The 17,672-nt window shown below is 71.1% G+C and carries 15 protein-coding genes and 1 pseudogene; 8 read left to right on the top strand and 8 right to left on the bottom strand.

Features of this window, described 5'->3' with window-relative positions:
• The first annotated feature begins 43 nt into the window (after positions 1 to 43).
• Positions 44 to 436: a hypothetical protein gene (locus AC07VM_RS06105; RefSeq protein WP_494910380.1), complete on the top strand. Its 393-nt coding sequence runs from the start codon at positions 44 to 46 to the stop codon at positions 434 to 436.
• 22 nt (positions 437 to 458) lie between these two features.
• Here AC07VM_RS06105 and AC07VM_RS06100 read toward each other — a convergent pair whose 3' ends face one another.
• Positions 459 to 1,490 carry an FUSC family protein gene (locus AC07VM_RS06100; protein WP_494910379.1) on the bottom strand — a complete coding sequence of 344 codons (1,032 nt, stop codon included), beginning with the start codon at positions 1,488 to 1,490 and terminating at the stop codon, positions 459 to 461.
• A gap of 52 nt (positions 1,491 to 1,542) precedes the next feature.
• Positions 1,543 to 2,463: an alpha/beta hydrolase family protein gene (locus AC07VM_RS06095; RefSeq protein ID WP_494910378.1), complete on the bottom strand. Its 921-nt coding sequence runs from the start codon at positions 2,461 to 2,463 to the stop codon at positions 1,543 to 1,545.
• A 73-nt stretch (positions 2,464 to 2,536) separates the two neighbouring features.
• Here AC07VM_RS06095 and AC07VM_RS06090 point away from each other — a divergent pair, with 73 nt between their 5' ends.
• Positions 2,537 to 3,181 carry a TetR/AcrR family transcriptional regulator gene (locus tag AC07VM_RS06090; protein WP_494910377.1) on the top strand — a complete coding sequence of 215 codons (645 nt, stop codon included), beginning with the start codon at positions 2,537 to 2,539 and terminating at the stop codon, positions 3,179 to 3,181.
• A gap of 154 nt (positions 3,182 to 3,335) precedes the next feature.
• On the opposite strand, the gene AC07VM_RS06085 is transcribed toward AC07VM_RS06090, so the two are convergent.
• Complete coding sequence (locus AC07VM_RS06085; protein ID WP_494910376.1) at positions 3,336 to 4,088, bottom strand: winged helix DNA-binding protein; 753 nt, start codon at positions 4,086 to 4,088, stop codon at positions 3,336 to 3,338.
• A gap of 103 nt (positions 4,089 to 4,191) precedes the next feature.
• Here AC07VM_RS06085 and AC07VM_RS06080 point away from each other — a divergent pair, with 103 nt between their 5' ends.
• A complete protein-coding gene (locus tag AC07VM_RS06080) occupies positions 4,192 to 4,785 on the top strand; it encodes a MarR family winged helix-turn-helix transcriptional regulator (protein ID WP_494910375.1) in 594 nt (197 codons plus the stop codon).
• Between the two features lie 89 nt (positions 4,786 to 4,874).
• On the opposite strand, the gene AC07VM_RS06075 is transcribed toward AC07VM_RS06080, so the two are convergent.
• From AC07VM_RS06075 to AC07VM_RS06065, 3 genes are all read right to left on the bottom strand, one after another.
• Positions 4,875 to 5,792, bottom strand: coding sequence for a cation diffusion facilitator family transporter (locus AC07VM_RS06075; protein WP_267416284.1), 918 nt, complete (start codon positions 5,790 to 5,792; stop codon positions 4,875 to 4,877).
• A 35-nt stretch (positions 5,793 to 5,827) separates the two neighbouring features.
• Positions 5,828 to 7,234 (bottom strand): MFS transporter, encoded by a 1,407-nt coding sequence (locus AC07VM_RS06070; protein ID WP_494910374.1) that lies wholly within the window; start codon positions 7,232 to 7,234, stop codon positions 5,828 to 5,830.
• A gap of 77 nt (positions 7,235 to 7,311) precedes the next feature.
• Positions 7,312 to 8,220, bottom strand: coding sequence for an Lrp/AsnC family transcriptional regulator (locus AC07VM_RS06065; protein ID WP_267416282.1), 909 nt, complete (start codon positions 8,218 to 8,220; stop codon positions 7,312 to 7,314).
• 210 nt (positions 8,221 to 8,430) lie between these two features.
• Between AC07VM_RS06065 and AC07VM_RS06060 the strand changes: the two genes are divergently transcribed.
• The 4 genes from AC07VM_RS06060 to speB are packed head-to-tail and all read left to right on the top strand — an operon-like array spanning position 8,431 to position 14,110.
• Positions 8,431 to 9,768 (top strand): MFS transporter, encoded by a 1,338-nt coding sequence (locus AC07VM_RS06060; RefSeq protein WP_267416281.1) that lies wholly within the window; start codon positions 8,431 to 8,433, stop codon positions 9,766 to 9,768.
• A 52-nt stretch (positions 9,769 to 9,820) separates the two neighbouring features.
• On the top strand, positions 9,821 to 11,488 hold the full coding sequence (locus AC07VM_RS06055; protein WP_494910373.1) for an amidohydrolase: 1,668 nt from the start codon (positions 9,821 to 9,823) through the stop codon (positions 11,486 to 11,488).
• Positions 11,489 to 11,498: 10 nt separating this feature from the next.
• On the top strand, positions 11,499 to 13,115 hold the full coding sequence (locus tag AC07VM_RS06050) for a thiamine pyrophosphate-binding protein (protein WP_494910372.1): 1,617 nt from the start codon (positions 11,499 to 11,501) through the stop codon (positions 13,113 to 13,115).
• Positions 13,116 to 13,162: 47 nt separating this feature from the next.
• Positions 13,163 to 14,110 carry an agmatinase gene (gene speB, locus AC07VM_RS06045; RefSeq protein WP_494910371.1) on the top strand — a complete coding sequence of 316 codons (948 nt, stop codon included), beginning with the start codon at positions 13,163 to 13,165 and terminating at the stop codon, positions 14,108 to 14,110.
• 151 nt (positions 14,111 to 14,261) lie between these two features.
• Here speB and AC07VM_RS06040 read toward each other — a convergent pair.
• Both AC07VM_RS06040 and AC07VM_RS06035 read right to left on the bottom strand, forming a co-directional pair.
• Positions 14,262 to 14,801, bottom strand: a pseudogene (locus AC07VM_RS06040) (RIO1 family regulatory kinase/ATPase domain-containing protein); the annotation flags it as partial.
• A gap of 453 nt (positions 14,802 to 15,254) precedes the next feature.
• The gene (locus AC07VM_RS06035) at positions 15,255 to 16,349 is read right to left on the bottom strand and encodes a hypothetical protein (RefSeq protein ID WP_494910370.1); all 1,095 of its coding nucleotides are present in this window, start codon (positions 16,347 to 16,349) and stop codon (positions 15,255 to 15,257) included.
• 126 nt (positions 16,350 to 16,475) lie between these two features.
• Here AC07VM_RS06035 and AC07VM_RS06030 point away from each other — a divergent pair, with 126 nt between their 5' ends.
• Positions 16,476 to 17,672, top strand: coding sequence for an MFS transporter (locus AC07VM_RS06030; RefSeq protein ID WP_494910369.1), 1,197 nt, complete (start codon positions 16,476 to 16,478; stop codon positions 17,670 to 17,672).

The raw sequence follows: 17,672 nt of genomic DNA, 5'->3' as shown, positions 1-17,672 counted from the left end.
CGGCGTTGTCGGGGCGGCTGCTCACATCGCGGCGGCGGGAGGCATGGCTCTGCTCATGATCCCCGCCGCCGCGGAGGGCCACGCATCGCTGACGGGCATCGGCGTGACGTTCGCGTTCTTCCTCTGGGCGGCCGTGGCGGGGGCGCGGGCTCGACGTCGTCCGTCGCCGCCCGGGGCCGTGGGTGACCCCTTCGCGATGGGTCTCCTCATGGCGGTGCCCTATGTGGCGCTCGGCTTCGCCGGCCATGCGCACGGGCAGACATCCGGTGCGCCCGGCGCGGCGGTGCTCGTCGTCGTCCTCGGCCTCGCGGTGCTCGGCGGCTGGCTGCTGCTGCGTGCGGGCAGCGCCCGTGCGGACCGCGCCGAGCGATTCGCCTTCTGGTCGTGCCTGCTGATGATGGCCGGCATGCTGCTCCTGATGAGCGTGCACGGCTGAGGTCGGGCGGGCAGGGCTGAGGTCAGGCGCGCTTCGTGATCTGCCGGCGCCGGAGTGCGGCCGACGCCACGGCGACGAGCGTGCCGACGGCCACGCCGATCACGGTCTCGATCGCCCGGTCCTGAAGGAGCACGTCGACCGGGGTGGGGGCGGCGAGGTGCACCATGAGCAGGGCGAGCGGCGTGATGAACACCATGGCGATGCCGTAGTTGCGTCCGACGAACAGCTCGGCCGAGGCCTGCAGCACCACGACGAGGGCGATGACGGCGAGGGGCGGCAGATCGAGGGCCAGGACCCCGGCCGCGACGAGCACGCCGAGCAGGGTGCCGATGAGGCGCTGGACGCCGCGGATCACCCGGGCGTTGAGCTGCGGACCGCTGACGGCCGCCACGGCGCCGACCGCGGCCCAGTACCAGTGCGAGTCCATGATCAGCAGTCCCGCGACGCCCGCGCCCGCGATGGCGATCGCGACCGACACGGCCATCTCCCACGCGATCGGTCCCACCGGCTGCGGGGGCTTCGGCGCCACCGCCTTCGTGCTGCGGGTGAGGACGCCGATGAGAGCGGTGACCGCGAGTCCGAACAGCACGCTCGGACCGCCGACGACGAGGACGTCGCCGAAGGAGGCGACGGTCGCCGGGATGGTCGCGCAGGCCCCGACCGCGAACACCGGGAACAGGGGGCCGGGCGGATGCCACCGCATCGTGTAGGCGAGCAGCGTGACCGCGAACGCGATGAGCGCGACGACGAGGATGCTGACCGCGGCGGGAGCGGCGATGACCGACAACGCGGTGCCGACGAGCATCGAGGCGAGGATCACCCCGCCGGCGCTCGCCTGCATCCGGATGCGATCGCGGAACAGGTCGTGGCGCCCGTAGAGGGCGGCGAAGGCGCCGAAGCTGGCGTAGATGCTCAGGTCGAGGCGACCCACGGCCCACAGCACGAGGAGCGGCACCGCCACGCTGACCGCGGCGCGAAGCGCCACCCGGTGGTCGCCGCGGTGCGGTTCGACGCGCAGGACGCCGGTCCATACTCGTCCCCGGGAATCCGCCACTGATCCAGCCTACGTCCGGCTGCTGCGGAGGATCACGCTCCGGTGCGGCCGGTCAGGCTCGCATCGACGCGGTCTCTCGAGCCGCAGGTGCCGTGGTCGTCGTGCCGAGGGCGTCGATCCCCTCCAGCCCGTCCGTCACGAGCGCCACGACCGCGTCGAGGGTCGCATCCGCCGACAGCACCCGCGTGTGTCCGAGGCCCTCGGTGCGGAGCAGGCGGGACCGCTCGGGGTGGGCGTCGTGCAGGCGGAGGGAGTCATGGTCGGGCATCCGCCGGTCGCCACGGTCGTGCACGACGAGGAGCGCGGTGTCGGCGGGGAGGGGATGATGGGCCGCGTCGTAGCGCTCCGACACGGTCTCTTCGTCGACGTCGAGTCGCCGGCGGAACCGCGCGGACAGGCGTGCGCTCGTGGCGGCGTCGAGGCGGAGGTCTCGGGCGAACTGCGCGAGGAAGGCCTCGGGACTCGCCGCCCCGGCGATCGCGACGACCGCCGGGGCCGGAACGGTCGACCGCGCGATGGTCAGGGCGGCGAGGGCGCCGAACGAGTGCCCGACGATCGCGGCGAAGGGGCCGTGCCGGTCCTGCAGCTGCTCGGCGGCGTCGACCCAGTCGCGGATGTCGGTGCCCCGCCCGGCCGACGAGCCGTGGGCCGGGGCATCGAACGCGAGGACGTGGAACCCCTCGGCGACGAGCTCCCGCACGAGGGGCGCGAACTGCGAGGCGCGTCCGCGCCATCCGTGCAGGAGCAGCGCCGTGCGCGGCCCGGTGCCCCACTCGTACGTGACGACCTCGATGCCGCGCACCGACAGTCGTCCGCGGCGGGCGTCGGCGTGAGTGGGAGCATCCGCATCGCGCACCGCCATCCGCGGTGAGGTCGTGAAGAACAGGCGGTAGGCGATGTCGCCGGCGAGTGCGGGGGAGGCGGCGGCTGCGGTGTGGATGCTGCGCGCGAGCATCGCGGGGAGGGACGGCATGGGAGCTCCTTCGCCAGAACAATACGAACGATCATACGTATATTAGGCGAACGATCGTTCGTATACTAGGGGCATGTCGGAGAGTGCGGTTCTGGACGGGCGGAGAGCCCGGGGTGATGCCTCGCGGCGGATCGTGCTGCAGAGCGCGACCGATCTCGCGTCGGTGGAAGGTCTCGACGGGCTGACGATCGGCCGCCTCGCGGAGGCCTCCGGGTCGAGCAAGAGCAGCATCGCGACACTCTTCCAGAGCAAGGAGGGGCTGCAGCTCGCCACGGTCGCCGCGGCCCGGGAGATCTTCACGGCGCGGATCGTCGAGCCGGCGCGGGAGCATCCGCGCGGCGTGCGCCGCCTCGCCGCGCTGCTGCACAACTCCCTGACCTACTCGAAGGACCGCGTCTTCACGGGCGGATGCTTCTTCGCCGCGACCGCGGCCGACGTGGACTCGAAGCCCGGACCGGTGAGCGATGCCGTGCGCGCCGCCCTGGTCGACTGGTACGGCTACGTCGAGGCTCAGCTGCGTCACGCGGTGACGGCGGGCGAGATCGATGCCGACCCGGAGGTGCTCGCGTTCGAGCTGGTGGCTCTGAACGAGGAGGCCAATTCGCGCTCGCTGCTGATGGACGATGAGCTTCCCTACGCCCTCGCCGCCTCTGCAATGCGCGCCCGGCTGCGCGCCGCCGGTGCCGACGAGTCGGCCGTGGCACTGCTCGACCTCTGAGGCGTGGGTCGGGGCGTTTCGTCTCGTCGCTTCGCTCCTCGCTCGACGACCGTCCCCGCCCCGCCTCTCTCCCGTTCGTCGAGCGAGCGAAGCGAGACGAAACGCCTCACCCGAACAGGTCGGGTGAGGCGTCTCGTGGGGGTGCTTCTGCTGATCAGGCGTCGCGACCGCGGGTGAAGCCCGCGTCGAAGCCACGCTCGAACGCATGCTGAGCCATGCGCTCGGCACGGTGCGGGCCGTGACCGCGGTGGCCGTGGTCGCCGTGACCGGGGTGTCCGTGTCCGTGACCGCGGTGGCCGGCACCGGGCTCGCCGTGGCGGCATCCGTGCTCGGCGTCCATCTCGGGCCCGAAGCCGCGTCCGCGTCCGTGCTCGAAGTCCTGACCGTGGTCGGAGTCCTCGCCGTGACCGAAGCCGCGGCCGAACGGGCGGCCGAAGCCGCGCGGGAAGCCGCGCCCGTGGCGGGGTCCGCCGAAGCCGTGCCGGCGACCGCGGGGAAGAGGAGTCTCCTCGTCCCAGCCGAACGCGCGGGCGATCTTCTCGAGCGAGGCCAGCGTGGTGGCCATGTCCTCTTCGGGCACGGCGTCGGCGACCTTCGCGCGGATCTCGTCGACGATGGCGCCGAGGCGCTCCTTCGCGGAGCGGCCCTCGTCGGTCAGCGTCCAGCCGGTCCCTTCCGGGGCGACCCAGCCGCGCTCGACGAGGCGGTGCAGCTTGTGGGCGTTCAGCGGGCGGTCCGATGCGACGGTGCCGTCCACGAGGTTGAGGATGCGCCAGTCGCGGCGGCTCGCATGCTCGCTGTCGAACGCGGTCGCGAACTCGGCCGCCATCAGGCGGTCGGCGGCCTTCAGCCAGTAGCCGAAGGGGCGGGAGGTGTTCTCGGGGTTCTGTGAATCCGTGGTGTTCATGGGAAGTCCTTAGTTGTCAGTGTGCATGTGAATGTCACAGTGCATGTACATGTAGTGTGACATGGAGTGGTGATACATGTCAAGTCGCATGTAAAATCGAGCGGTGACCACCGAATCGCACGAGCCGACAGAGCCGGATCCCGCCGAAGCCATCGCCCAGGCCCTGTCCCGTCTGCGCGGTCGTCGCCCGGGCGGCCCCGGCGGCTCCGGGGAGCGTGGCGGAGGCCGCGGACACGGCGGTCCGCACGGATGGCACGGCGGCCCCCACGGCGGACACGGCGAAGACCCTCGCGATCACTTCGAGCACCACCGCGGTCATCCGGGGATGCCGCCCTGGATGGCGGATCCGTCCGGCCGCCTCGGTGGACCCGCGCGCATGCGGATGCTGGAGGCGCTTGCCGCGGCATCCTCCCCGCTCAGCGTGAGCGCTCTCGGCACGGCGATCGGCGTGGATCAGCCGCGCGCCTCCCGCCTCGTGCAGCAGGGGGTCGAGCGGGGCTTCGTGCGCCGTGAGGCCGACCCCGACGACGCGCGCCGCACGCGCATCGCCCTGACGGACGAAGGGCGTCGCATCGCGCGCGGCGCTCGCGGGGAGAGGCGGGAGATGCTCACGGCCGCGCTCACGCCGTTCACCGACGCGGAGCGGGTCGAACTCGCCCGGCTGCTGAACAAGCTCGCCGACAACTGGCAGCGCTGAGCGGGTCGAGCTCGCCCGGCTGCTGAACAAGCTCGCCGACAACTGGCAGCGCTGAGCGCGGGCCACCAGAGCGCGCTGCTCGTCTCCGTCTAGGCCGAGGCGAATTCCGCCGAGGGCTCGTCGTCGACCGACAGGGAGAGCACCGCGGTCTCGACCGCCTCATGCTCCTCGATCCGCTGCTCCAGCTCGCGCAGCCGCAGGGCCACGTCGTGCTCGCGGGCGTCGCCGGCCAGGTCGACCTCCGCGACGATGAAGAGCCGGTTCGGTCCCACGTACTCGATGTGCAGGTAGGTGACGCGCTCGATCTGGGGCAGGCCGAGCAGGGCCTTCCCGACACGCGCCCTCAGCTCCGGCGCGGCGGTCGCGCCCACGAGGAACGCGATGTTCCGCCGGATGAGGATGATGGCGACCACGCCCAGCAGCACCCCGACCAGGATCGAGCCGATGGCGTCCCAGGCGGCGACCCCGGTGATCTGGTGCAGGAGGATCGCGCCTCCCGCCAGCACCAGGCCGATGAGGGCGGCCGAGTCCTCGAAGAACACGGCCCGCAGCGTGGTGTCGCTCGTCTCCAGCACGAAGTCCCAGGTCGACGAACCCCGCTCCTTCGCGAGGCGGCGGGACTTCACCATCGCCTGGGTGAACGACGCACCCTCGAGCACGAACGAGATGCCCAGCACGATGTACGCCACCATCGGGCTCTCGACGGGACCGGTGTCGGACAGCTCCTGGATGCCGTGCATGATCGACACGATCGACCCGGCCGTGAAGATCCCGAACGCGGCGATCAGCGACCACACGAAGGCGTTGCGGCCGTAGCCGAGCGGATGCCGCGCATCCTTCGCCTTCGCCCCGCGGCGGTCGGCGATGAGGAGGAACACCTCGTTCCCGGCATCCGCCCACGAGTGGGCCGCCTCGGCGACCATCGATGCGGAGGAGGTGATGAGCGCCGCGATCGTCTTCGCCACCGCGACCAGGACGTTGGCGAGGAAGGCGAGGAAGACGGTCACGCGGTCAGGCTACTCCCGCCGCACGTATGTCCGGGTCAGCGCGGGGCCTTCACCGGCAGCAGCAGCAGGAAGCCCGCGATCAGGACGATCACGATGCCCAGGATGCCGAATGCCGTCTGGGCCGTCAGCACGATCAGCAGCGTCCAGGCCCCGGAGGCCATCCAGCTCGCGGCCCGACCCGTCGTGGCGTACAGGCCGAAGATCTCGCCCTCGCGCCCTGCCGGGGTGACCCGGGCGAGGAAGGAGCGGGCGGAGGCCTGTGCGGGGCCGACGAAGGCGCACAGGATGAGGCCGCCGATCCAGAAGACGATCGTGCCGCCGTCGCGCAGGAAGAAGACGCCGAGGCCGGCGACCACCATCGCGCCGAGCGACAGCAGGATGATCCGCTTGGGGCCGAACCGGTCGTCGAAGCGGCCGGCGATGATCGTGGAGACGCCCGCGATGAGGTTGGCCGCGATGCCGAAGATCACGATGTCGAGGAACTGGAAGTGGAAGACCGTCGACCCGATCACGGCGCCGAACGCGAAGACGCCGCCCAGTCCGTCGCGGAACACGGCGCTCGCGAGCAGGAACCAGAACGTCGGCCGCGTCTCGGGGGAGCGGTAGAGACCGATGACGTCCTTGACCAGCAGCCGGTAGGAGGCGAAGAAGCCGACCTTGCGGTCCGGGCGGCCGAGCGACGGCTCCGGCACATTCAGGAAGATCGGGATGCTGAACACGATCGCCCAGATCGCACAGCCGACCGCGATGATGCGGAACGGGAGGCCGCCGTCTTCCGGGAGGCCGAACCAGTCCATCATGTAGAAGACGATCACGATGACGAGCGCGATGATGCCGCCGAGGTAGCCGAAGCCCCAGCCGAGCCCGGAGATGCGGCCCACGGTCTTGGGGTTCGCGATGCCGATGAGCATGGCGTTCGAGTTGACCGCCGCGATCTCGCCGAACACCGATCCGGCGGAGATGAGGGCGACGCCGAGCCAGAACAGCGTGGGCGTCGGCTCGGCGAACCAGAGGCCGAACATGCACAGGATGAGGGCGCCGGTGCCGATGCCGAGCCAGAGCTTCTGCCGCCCGGCGGCATCGGCCCGCTGACCGAGGACCGGCGCGAGGAGGAGGATGGCGAAGGCCGCGATGGTCGAGCCGAGCCCGAGGCCCGAGGTGAGGTCGGCGATGGCCGCCTCGTGCGCCTGGCTCTTCGGGTCGAGGGCGGCGAGCTCTGCGGGGAGGAACGCGTCGGTCGTCAGGTAGAGCGCCGTGAAGATGAACGTCAGGATGACCGTGTTGAAGGGCTGCGTCGCCCAGTCCCACAGCGCCCAAGAGTAGACCTGCTTCTTCGGGGCCGGCGTCTCGCCGCGCAGATCCAGGCCGACGACGGCCACGGCGCCGCTGTTCGCGGTCGCCACGGGCTCGGGAACGCCCTGGCGAGGTTCGGGTTCGCTCATGCTGGAAGTCTGGCGGCCCCCGGTGAACGCCCGGTGACGGCGCGCCGTACTGATATTCCGGGGTCGCTCGCCCGCGCTCAGTCCGTGCGCAGCGGCCGGAGCGTGCGGGCGTAGTCCTCCTTCAGCACCGCGAGGTGCAGCCAGGCCTCGATGCGCGTGACGCCGGGGAGGGCGCGGAGGCGCTCGAGGCTCGCATACAAGGCGCCGGCCGAGGGCTCGACGAGCGTGGCCACGGCGTCGAACCGACCGAGCGTGCGCGCGGCGAAGTCCACCCCGCGGCCGCGTCGCAGCTCGTCGATCACGGCCTCGTCGTCGTCGCCGAGCGTCATGCCGACCCCCATCGACAGCTGCCGGTGCGCGAGCCCGCGGGCCTCCACCGCGCTGATCTTGATGACCCCGGCGTCGATCAGCCGCTGCACCCTGGTCGCGACGGCGGAGGGGGAGAGGCGCACCTCCTCGCCCAGCGCGCGGAAGCTCTTGCGTCCGTCGGCCTGCAGCTGCTCGATGAGCGCCTCGTCGATCGTGTCGAGCGTGACGCCGCCGTGGTACTCCGAGACGAAGAAGCCCTTGATCACGGTGGAGTAGATGATCGTGCTGATGTCGAGCACGCCGTCGATCGCACGGATCAGGGCCAGCAGGTCGTGCAGCTCCGACATCGACCCGACGCGGACCTCGGTGACCACGTCGTGCGCGCCGCCGACCGCCGACACCAGCACGGTCTCGCTCATGTCGCGGAGGTGCTCGGCCACGAGCTCCACCGACCCGTCGGTGCGGATGGAGACGTGCGCGAGCACATGCTGGCCGAGGAAGACCGGATCGACCGCGGCCACGACCCGTACCGTGCGATCGGCGAGCATCGTGCGCAGGCGGGCCGCGACGGCCGCTCGCGACTGTCCGAGTCTCTGGGCGAGCGAGAGCACGCTGGCCCGACCGTCCTCCTGCAGCGCACGGATCAGTTCGGCGTCGAAATCCATGGTCCCGCCCATTTCGTCAGTTTCCCGCGAACGCACGCTTCGCCGCGCACAAGTTCAGTGTAGGAGCAGAGCGAGCCGTCGGGAAGGCGAGCATTGCACGGATGCGCGATCATATATCCAGTGAATCCCCGTTATCACTGGAGTTCTGCCCTTGCCGGCAGGTCCGTACGTCCGTAGCATCCTTCGCTATCCGACATCTTCCGCAAAGGAGCGGGCACCCCCATGACCACTACCCCCACCAGCGGCACCCACAGCCGGGCGCGACGCGCCGGCATCGCCGCCTTCGTCGGCACCACCATCGAGTGGTACGACTTCTACGTCTACGCGACCGCCGCGGCGCTCGTCTTCGGTCCGCTGTTCTTCCCGAGCGGCGACCGGCTGGCCGAGACCGCAGCGGCCTTCGCGACCTTCGCGGTCGCCTTCCTCGTCCGCCCCCTCGGCGGCATCATCTTCGGCCACATCGGCGACAAGCTCGGCCGACGCACGTCACTCGTCATCACGCTGCTGATGATGGGCGCGGCCACCGTCCTCGTCGGCTGCCTGCCCACGTACGAGAACATCGGCATCCTCGCCCCGATCCTCCTGATCCTGCTCCGTGCGGTGCAGGGCCTCGCGGTCGGCGGCGAGTGGGGCGGCGCGGTGCTCATGAGCGTCGAGCACGCCCCCGAGAAGTCGAAGACCTTCTACGGCGGCTTCACGCAGCTCGGCAACCCGGCCGGCGCCCTGCTGGCCTCCGGCATCTTCGCGATCATGACCCGCATGGGCGACGACTTCATCATCAACGGCGGCTGGCGCATCCCGTTCCTGCTGTCGATCGTGCTGGTCGGTGTCGGCTTCTGGGTCCGCTACCGCGTCGAGGAGACCCCGGTCTTCGAGGCGAAGGTCGAGGGTCGCAAGCAGTCGATGCCGCTGGCCTTCGCGCTGCGCACCAACTGGCGTCCGATCCTCCTCGGCATCGGCATCCTGCCGATCTCGACCGGCGGCTACTACCTGGCCACCACGTTCGTCACCGCGTACGCGACCGGCGAGCCGATCTCCGTGAGCGAGCAGGTCATCCTCGACGCGATGACGATCGCCTCGTTCGTGGAGTTCGTCGTGACCCTCCCGGTCGCCTGGTTGGGCGACAAGTGGGGCCGCAAGAACGTCATGTACATCGGCCTGATCACCTCGGTGCTCACCTTCGTGCCGTTCCTGCTGATCATGCCCGGCCGTATCGAACCGCTCATCTTCCTGTTCGCCTCGCTGGTGCGCATCGCGATGAGTGCGACCTACGCGCCGATCGCCGCGCTGCTCTCGCAGATGTTCCGTCCGCAGGCCCGCTACACCTCGATCGCACTGTCCTACGGCGTCGGTGCGGCGATCTGGGCCGGGTTCTCGCCCTGGTTCGCGACGCAGCTCATCGCGTGGACCGGCAGCATCTGGTCGGTCATCGCGATGTTCATCGGCATGGCCGTGATCGCCGGCATCTGCACGCGTCTCGCGCCGCAGCACTCCGACGAGGCCCCCGTCACCGCCTCGTTCACCGCCCGCACCGACACGACCGCGAACAGGCTGCCGTGATCGGCGACCTCTCCTTCACCGCCCGCACCGACACGACCGCGAACAGGCTGCCATGAGAAAGCTCACCCCCTTCGACCGCTCGGCCCAGACGGCACCCGTCCTGCTGACCGCGCACGCGATCCACACGGCGGATGCCGCGGCCACCACCGCGACGGCGATGCTGACCGACCGCGGGCGGATCCTCGCGATCGGCACCCTCGCCGAGTGCGAGGCGGCGGCCGAACGGGGTGGGTTCTCTCCGGAGCGCATCGACCTCGGTGACGCGGTCATCGTCCCCGGCTTCGTCGACGCCCACGCGCATCCGCTCATGTTCGGGCAGATGATGAGCTGGGTCGACTGCGGGCCGGAGAAGGCCGGCAGCATCCCCGAGATCGTGGCCCTGCTGAAGGCGGCGGCCGCCGACCTCCCCGAGGGGCGCCCGGTGCGCGGCTACGGCTACGAGCAGCGCAACCTGGCAGAGAAGCGGCATCCCACCCGCTTCGAGCTCGACGAGGTCGCCGCCGACCGCGAGGTGTACCTGATGAACGCCTCGGGCCACGGCGGCGTCGTGAACTCCCACACGCTGGAGATCAACGGCGTCGACCGCGACACCCCCAACCCCGAGGGCGGCGAGTTCTTCCGCGATGCGGACGGCGAACTCACCGGTGAGCTGTCGGATGCCGCGTGCAACATCCTCACCGGCGTGCACGGCGTGAAGATCGGCCACCACGGTCCGAACTTCCACCTCGCCGACGAGCCGGAGGAGCACCTGCGCCAGCTGGACGCCGCGACCCAGCGCTTCCTGGCCGGCGGGGTCACGTCGATCGGCGACGCCCAGGTCACGCGCCGCGAGTTCGACATGTACCTGCGCCTCGCCGAGGCCGGGCGCCTGGAGCTGCGCGTGTCGATGTACCTGCTCTCGCACCTGCTCGACGAGGCGCTCGAGATGGGCCTCGTCGGACAGTTCGGCAACGCGCACCTCAGCTTCGCCGGCATCAAGTTCTACGCCGACGGCACGCTCGGCGGCTGGACCGCGTACTTCCCGGACGGCTACGTCGGCGACCCCTGCCGCACGGGCCAGCTCTACCACGAGCCCGCCGAATACGCCGGGCTGATCCGCAAGGCGCACGCCGCGGGGCTGCAGACCGCCACGCACGCCCAGTCGCCCACCGCGATCGAGATGGTCGTGTCGGCGATCGAGGCCGCGCTCGCCGAGCACCCCGATGCCGACGCCCGCCACCGCATCGAGCACTGCGGCCTGCCCACGCCCGAGCAGATCGAGCGGATGGCTGTGTCCGGCATCCGCCCGGTCAACCAGACCCAGCACTACTTCAACTGGGGCGAGGGCGTCGAAGAGGCCATCGGCACCCCGGGCGAGCGCTTCAACCCGCTGGGCGAGTTCGAGCGCGCGGGTGTCCCGTTCACCATCTCGTCGGATGCTCCGGTCGCCGAGCCCATCCCGCTCGAGGCCATCCAGACCGCCGTCACCCGCGTCACCCGTCGCGGGCACAAGCTCGGCCCGGACGACCTGCGCGTCTCCGCGCTCGCCGCTCTGCGCGCCCACACGATCGAGGGCGCCGTGTCGATCGGCCGCGAAGACGACCTGGGTTCGCTCGAGGTCGGCAAGTACGCCGACTTCGCGGTGCTCTCCGGTGATCCGCTGGCCGTGCCGGCCGAGGAGATCTCGGCGATCACGGTGCGCGAGACCTGGGTCGACGGCACGCGCCGCCACCAGGTGTGAGGATGACACGATGAGCACCGAGAGCACGACGGCAGAGCAGTACGCCGACACCGCCGGTCGGGCGGTGCTGGAGACGATCCGCGCCTACGGCGTGACCGCGATCTTCGGCATCCCCGGCACCCACAACCTGGAGCTCTACCGCCCGCTCGCCGACCTCGGCATCCGTCCGGTGACGAACCGCCACGAGCAGGGATCCGGCTACGGCGCCGACGGCTGGGCGCAGCAGACCGGCCTCCCCGGCGTGGTCATCACGACCTCGGGTCCCGGCCTGCAGAACGCCATGAGCGCGATCGGCACGGCGTTCTGCGAGTCCCGGCCCCTCATCGTCCTGTCGCCCGGGGTGCCGCTCGGCGCGGAGTTCGCCGACGTGGGCACCCTGCACGAGACGAAGGATGCGACGGCCATGGTCGGCGCGATCGCCGAATGGTCGCGCCGGGTGAGCAGCGCGGCCGAGGCCGTCGAGGCCGTGCACGACGCGTTCACGCTGTTCCGCACCGGTCGCCCTCGTCCCGTGCACATCGAGATCCCGCTCGACGTGCTGGAGGCCCCGGCCGACGTCCCCGCCGAGGCGCGGCAGCCGCGTCCGGTCCCGGCGCGGGTCTCGGGGGAGTCGACCGCGCTCGCCGAGGCGGCCCGTCTGCTCGCCACCGCGAAGACCCCGGTGATCGTGGCCGGCGGCGGAGCCGTGGATGCCGCGCACGAGGTCACGACCCTCGCCGAGCGTCTCGGCGCCCCGGTGCTGACCACGTTGAACGGCAAGGGCGTGGTCGACGAGCGGCATCCGCTCTCGCTCGGCTCGAATCTCCGGCTCGCGTCCGCCCGCGCGGTCGCCGAGGAGGCCGAGGTGCTGCTCGTGGTCGGCTCGAAGCTCGGCGAGGCCGAGCTGTGGGCGCCGCGACTCGACGCGCGCGGAGCCGTGATCCGCATCGACATCTCACCGGCGCAGCGCGACAAGAACCTCGCCGCGACCGTGGGCCTCACGGGAGACGCGGCCGCCGTGTCGGGTGCCCTCCTGGACCTGCTCCCGGACGAGACCCGCCCGCCGCGCGACCTGTCCGCCGAACGCGCCGCGATCGACGCCGAGGGGCGGGAGACCGCACCCGAGACCGTGGCCCTCGCCGAGATCATCGCCGGCGCCCTCCCGGAAGATGCGATCGTCGCGGGCGACTCGTCCCAGATCGTGTACATGGCGCTCGGCAGCGTGCTGCGGTCGGAGCACCCGCACTCCCTCCTCTACACGCCCACCTACGCGACCCTCGGCTACGGCCTGCCCGCCGCGATCGGTGCCGCCGTCGCGCAGACGGGGCACCCGGTCGTGACCGTGATCGGCGACGGCGCCCTGATGTTCTGCGTGAACGAGCTCGCGACCGCCGTGGAGCAGCGCCTCGACGTCACGGTCGTGTGCGTCGACAACGGTGGGTACGCCGAGATCCGTCAGAACGAGGTCGACCGCGGCATGGAGCCGATCGGCGTCGACCTGGTGCAGCCCGACTGGGCGGCCCTCGCCACGGCTTTCGGGGCGACCGGCCGCCGGGTGGAACGGCGCGACGACATCGCGTCGAGCATCCGCGCCGCGGTCACCGACGGAGGAGTGCAGCTGGTGCACATCCCGCAGCACGCCCTCTGACCTCCAGATTCTGAGAACTCCCTCTCCCCGACGAACAGGAACGAGCAATGACCGAGAACGTGGGACCCATCGACGCGTCCGTGAACCCCCGCTACTCCGGTATCGCGACCTTCGCGCGGCTGCCGCGGATCGAAGACGTGCCCCGCGCCGACATCGCCGTCGTGGGCATTCCGTTCGACTCCGGGGTGAGCTACCGCCCGGGCACCCGGTTCGGTCCGTCGCACGTGCGCGAGTCGTCGCGCCTGCTGCGGCCGTACAACCCGGCGCAGGACGTGTCGCCGTTCGCGATCGCGCAGGTGGTGGATGCCGGTGACATCCCGGTCAATCCGTTCGATCTGACCGAGGCCGTGACCGAGGTCGAGCGCGCGGCGCTGGCGCTCGGCGAGCAGGTGCAGCGCATCGTCACGATCGGCGGGGATCACACGGTCGCGCTGCCGCTGCTGCGGGCGGTCGCCGCGAAACACGGACCCGTCGCGGTGCTGCACTTCGACGCGCACCTTGACACGTGGGACACCTACTTCGGCGCACCCATCACGCACGGCACGCCCTTCCGCCGGGCGAGCGAGGAGGGGCTGATCGACCTCACCGCAAGCTGCCACGTCGGCACCCGCGGCCCCCTGTACTCGAAGCAGGACCTCGAGGACGACGAGCGCCTGGGCTTCTCCATCGTGTCGAGCGAGTACATCGAGGAGCACGGCGTCGTGGCCGGCATCGCCCGCATCCTGCAGCGCATCGGCGACAAGCCGCTGTACGTGTCGATCGACATCGACGTGCTCGACCCCGCGCACGCGCCCGGCACCGGTACCCCCGAGGCCGGCGGACTCACCAGCCGCGAGCTGCTGCGGATCCTGCGGGCGCTGAAATCGCAGAACATCGTCGGTGCGGACGTGGTCGAGGTGTCGCCCGCCTACGACCACGCGCAGATGACCGGCATCGCCGCGAGCCACGTGGTCTACGAGCTCGTGACCCTGCTGGCCGCCCGCCTCGCCGCCTGACCCCGCCTCGCCGCCTGACCGCGCCGCACCGCCGGAGCCGCCGCCTCCGGCCTCGCGTGTACGACGCGGCGAGCATCTCGGCGAAGAGCTCCTCGGCGTCGCACTCCACGCGGCGCCGGGTGAACCAGTCGCAGATGTTCACGCAGTCGCGGTGCAGCAGGTCGAGTCCCTGCGGGTTCGCGATGATGTCGACGATCTGCGGGAGGTCGATCACCCGCACCCGACCCTCGTGCACGAGCAGGTTGTAGGCCGAGAGGTCGCCGTGGGCGAAGCCTGCCGCGGCGAAGATCCGCATCAGGTCGACCACCTGTGCGTAGTACCCCTGCAGCTCGGCGCGGTCGCCGCGTGCCTGGGCCAGGCGTGGCGCGGCCGTGCCCTCGGCGTCGCCGAGGAACTCCATCAGCACCTCGGTGCCGTTCACCTGCACGGGATAGGGCACCGGCGCCCCGAGCTCCCACATCCGGCACAGCGCCTCGAACTCGGCGAACGACCACTGCGCGGCGGCGACCTCGCGTCCGTGCTCCGACTTCCGGGCGAGGGCGCGCGCGTCGCGGGTGTTCCGGGTGCTGCGGCCCTCGGTGTAGACCGACGAGCGGTGGAAGCTGCGGTGCTCGGCGCTGCGGTAGCGCTTCGCCGCGAGCAGGGTGCGCTGCGCGGGGTCGCCGGGGACCGCGCGTTCCAGCAGGAACACGTCGGCCTCCTTGCCGGTCTTGAGGATGCCGCGCTCGGTGTCGAGCGCGCCGGCCGAGGTCACGACCCACGCGGGCCAGGGCTCGGGGCCGCGCTCGGACGGGGTGATCGCCGGCCACGTGGACCAGCGCTGGCCCTCGCCGGGGTCGACGTCGGCGAAGGAGAGTTCGGTTTCGAGGGTTTCGAACGCGGTGGGATCGAAGGCGGATGCATCGAAGGACGCGGCTTCCGAGGAAGCGAAGAGATCAGACAAGATGTGGCTCCGGGAGCGGGAGGCCACGCCAGGATCAGGAGCGGGTGGCCTCGGAGGGAAGGTGGTCGGCGGTGAGCGCGACGACGACGGTGTTCATGTCCTCGGCTCCTTCCGCTCGGGCTTCCCGGGCCGGTCCCGGTGCGTCGTCGAGCCTAGGGCGTGCGCGTCGGGCTTGTCCAGACCCGGCGGCGGCCTGAGCGCTCAGCCGAGGGGCTTCGGCGGCGTGACCCGCACGAGCACGCCGCCGTCTTCGCCGCCGATGGCAGCGACCCACGACGTTCCGGTCCAGGCGGCGGCATTCACCCCGCACAGGAAGGGCAGCGGCTGCTCCGCTCCGGCAGTGCTCACCTTCAGCGCATCCGGGCGCAGCACCGCCTCACAGCTCGTACGCTGCTCGACCAGGACGCGCGCCGCCGCGGATCCGCCGACGACGACGCCGCGGACGCTCGACTCCTCGGCGGTTCCGCCCCACCACAGTGCCGTCCCGTCGGGGCGCACGGCGACCTTCGGGAAGTCGGCGGTCTGCGGATCGCTGCTCAACTCCGACCCGTCGCTGTCGAGCACGATCCGCGCTGACGGGGTGGCCAGGTGGATGCGGCCGGCGGCGTCGACGTCGAGCGCGACCGGCGGGACGCCGGGTCGGGCGGCCCACGCGTCGGTCAGCGCGAGCGGCGCGCGGTAGAGGAGCGCGCGCGAACCGTCATCCAGGTCGATGCGCAGCACCTCGAGATCGAGGTACGCGGACGGGTCGGGCTGGGTGCGCACCAGGATGGCGTCCCCGTCGTGCACGGCCACGTCGGCGAATGCGAAGTCTTCCAGCCCGTCGGCGGAGATATCGCGCATCGTGAGGGTGCTCATGTCGACGACGGACAGCACCGCGGGATCGTTGCGGATCACGACGAACTCGTCCGGCGCGACGGCCGCCATCGACTCGATGTCGGAGAGAGGATCCTCGGGCTTCGTGCCGAAACGTGCGATGGTCTCGCCTCCGGCACCGATGTGCAGCCACGACCCCGACGCCGTCGCCCAGAATCCGCCTTCCTCGTCGGCTGCGACGACCGACACCCCGAGGCCCACGTCGACCAGCTCCCTCTGGTCGTCCGCGAATGGACGGTCCGCGAAGAACGTGTCGTCCGGACGTCCGGTGCCTCGGGAATCGAAGGGGATCGGCTCGAGCGTCCATTCGTCCGGCCCGACCTCGGGCGCGCATCCGGCGAGGAGCCCGACCGCGAGGATGGCACCGAGCAGGGGCAGCATCCGCCTGTTCGTCCGACCGTCGACTCGCATGTCTCCCACCCTGGAGTCTTCGGATGGGAACTCGGTGAAGACCCGCTGGCCGTCTGCCCGATGCGTCGGACGATCGGTCGGTTGCCCCGGACGACCGGTCGGGCGACGGCATCCGGATGCTGCGAACGTGGAACCATGACCACGACAGCGCCCGTTCCCACTCTGCCGACATCGGCGGCCTCCCGCATCCGCTACGGCGGACTGATCGTCCTGATGCTGATGGGCTTCCTGCTGGTCACGGCCGAGTTCCTCCCCAACGGCGTGCTCACCGAGATGGCGGACGGCCTGGGGGTCACCCCCGGTCAGGCCGGGCAGACCGTGACCGTGACCGCGCTGGTCGGCCTCATCGTGGCTCCCACCGTCGGGCTCGTCTTCCCGCGCCTCGACCGGCGATCGCTGCTGGTGTGGATGGCGCTCGCCGCCGCGGTGTCGAACCTGATCGTGGCGATCGCCCCGAACCTGATCATCGTGCTGCTGGCGCGCTTCCTGCTGGGTGCGGCGATCAGCGCGTTCTGGGCGATGTCGATCACGGTCGCCGCGCGCCTCGCGGGACCGGCCAACCTCGGTCGCGGCGTCATGTTCACCTCCGCCGGCGTCTCGCTGGCGACGGTCGCCGGCGTGCCGCTCGGCGTGATGCTCAGCGAGCTCGTCGACTGGCGGATGGTCTTCGCCCTCGCCGGCGGATTCATGATCGTCCTCGCGGTGGTCCTGCGGTTCGCCCTGCCCTCGGTGCCGGCGGAGCGGGCGTCGAGCCTGCGCCTGCTCGTCGACACGCTGCGCCGCCCCGGCATCGGGCTCGGCATGGTCGGACACGTCCTCGTGGTGCTCGGGCACTTCCTCGCATACACCTATGTGCGTCTCGCCCTGGAGCGGATCCCGGAGGTCGACCCCTCGACCATCGTCGTGCTCCTCGCCCTGTTCGGCGTCGGCGGTCTGCTCGGCAACATCACGATCGGACTCGTGATCGACCGCACGTTCGCCTTCTTCGCCGTGTTCGCGCCGGCCGTGATCGCCGTGTCCGTGATCTCGATGATCCTGTTCTCCGGATCGATCGTGGGCGTCGGCATCGTCGTGCTGGTGTGGGGCTTCTTCTTCTCGTCCTGGCTGATCGTCGCCAACACCTGGGTCGGGCACCGGATGCCGGATCGCCTCGAAGCCGGCGGCAGCCTCGTCGTGGTGGGCTTCCAGGGTGCGATCACGCTCGCGGCCGGCATCGGCGGACTGCTCGTCGACACCCTGAACGTCGAGCTGGTCTACGTGATCGGCGCCGTCGCGCTGGTCGCCGGGGCCGTGCTCTTCGGCGCGTCGAACCGCGTCAGCAGCCGAGCCTGA

Source organism: Microbacterium sp. GW821-FHT01D02, assembly GCF_059422585.1.
This window is presented reverse-complemented; position numbering and strand designations above follow the sequence as displayed.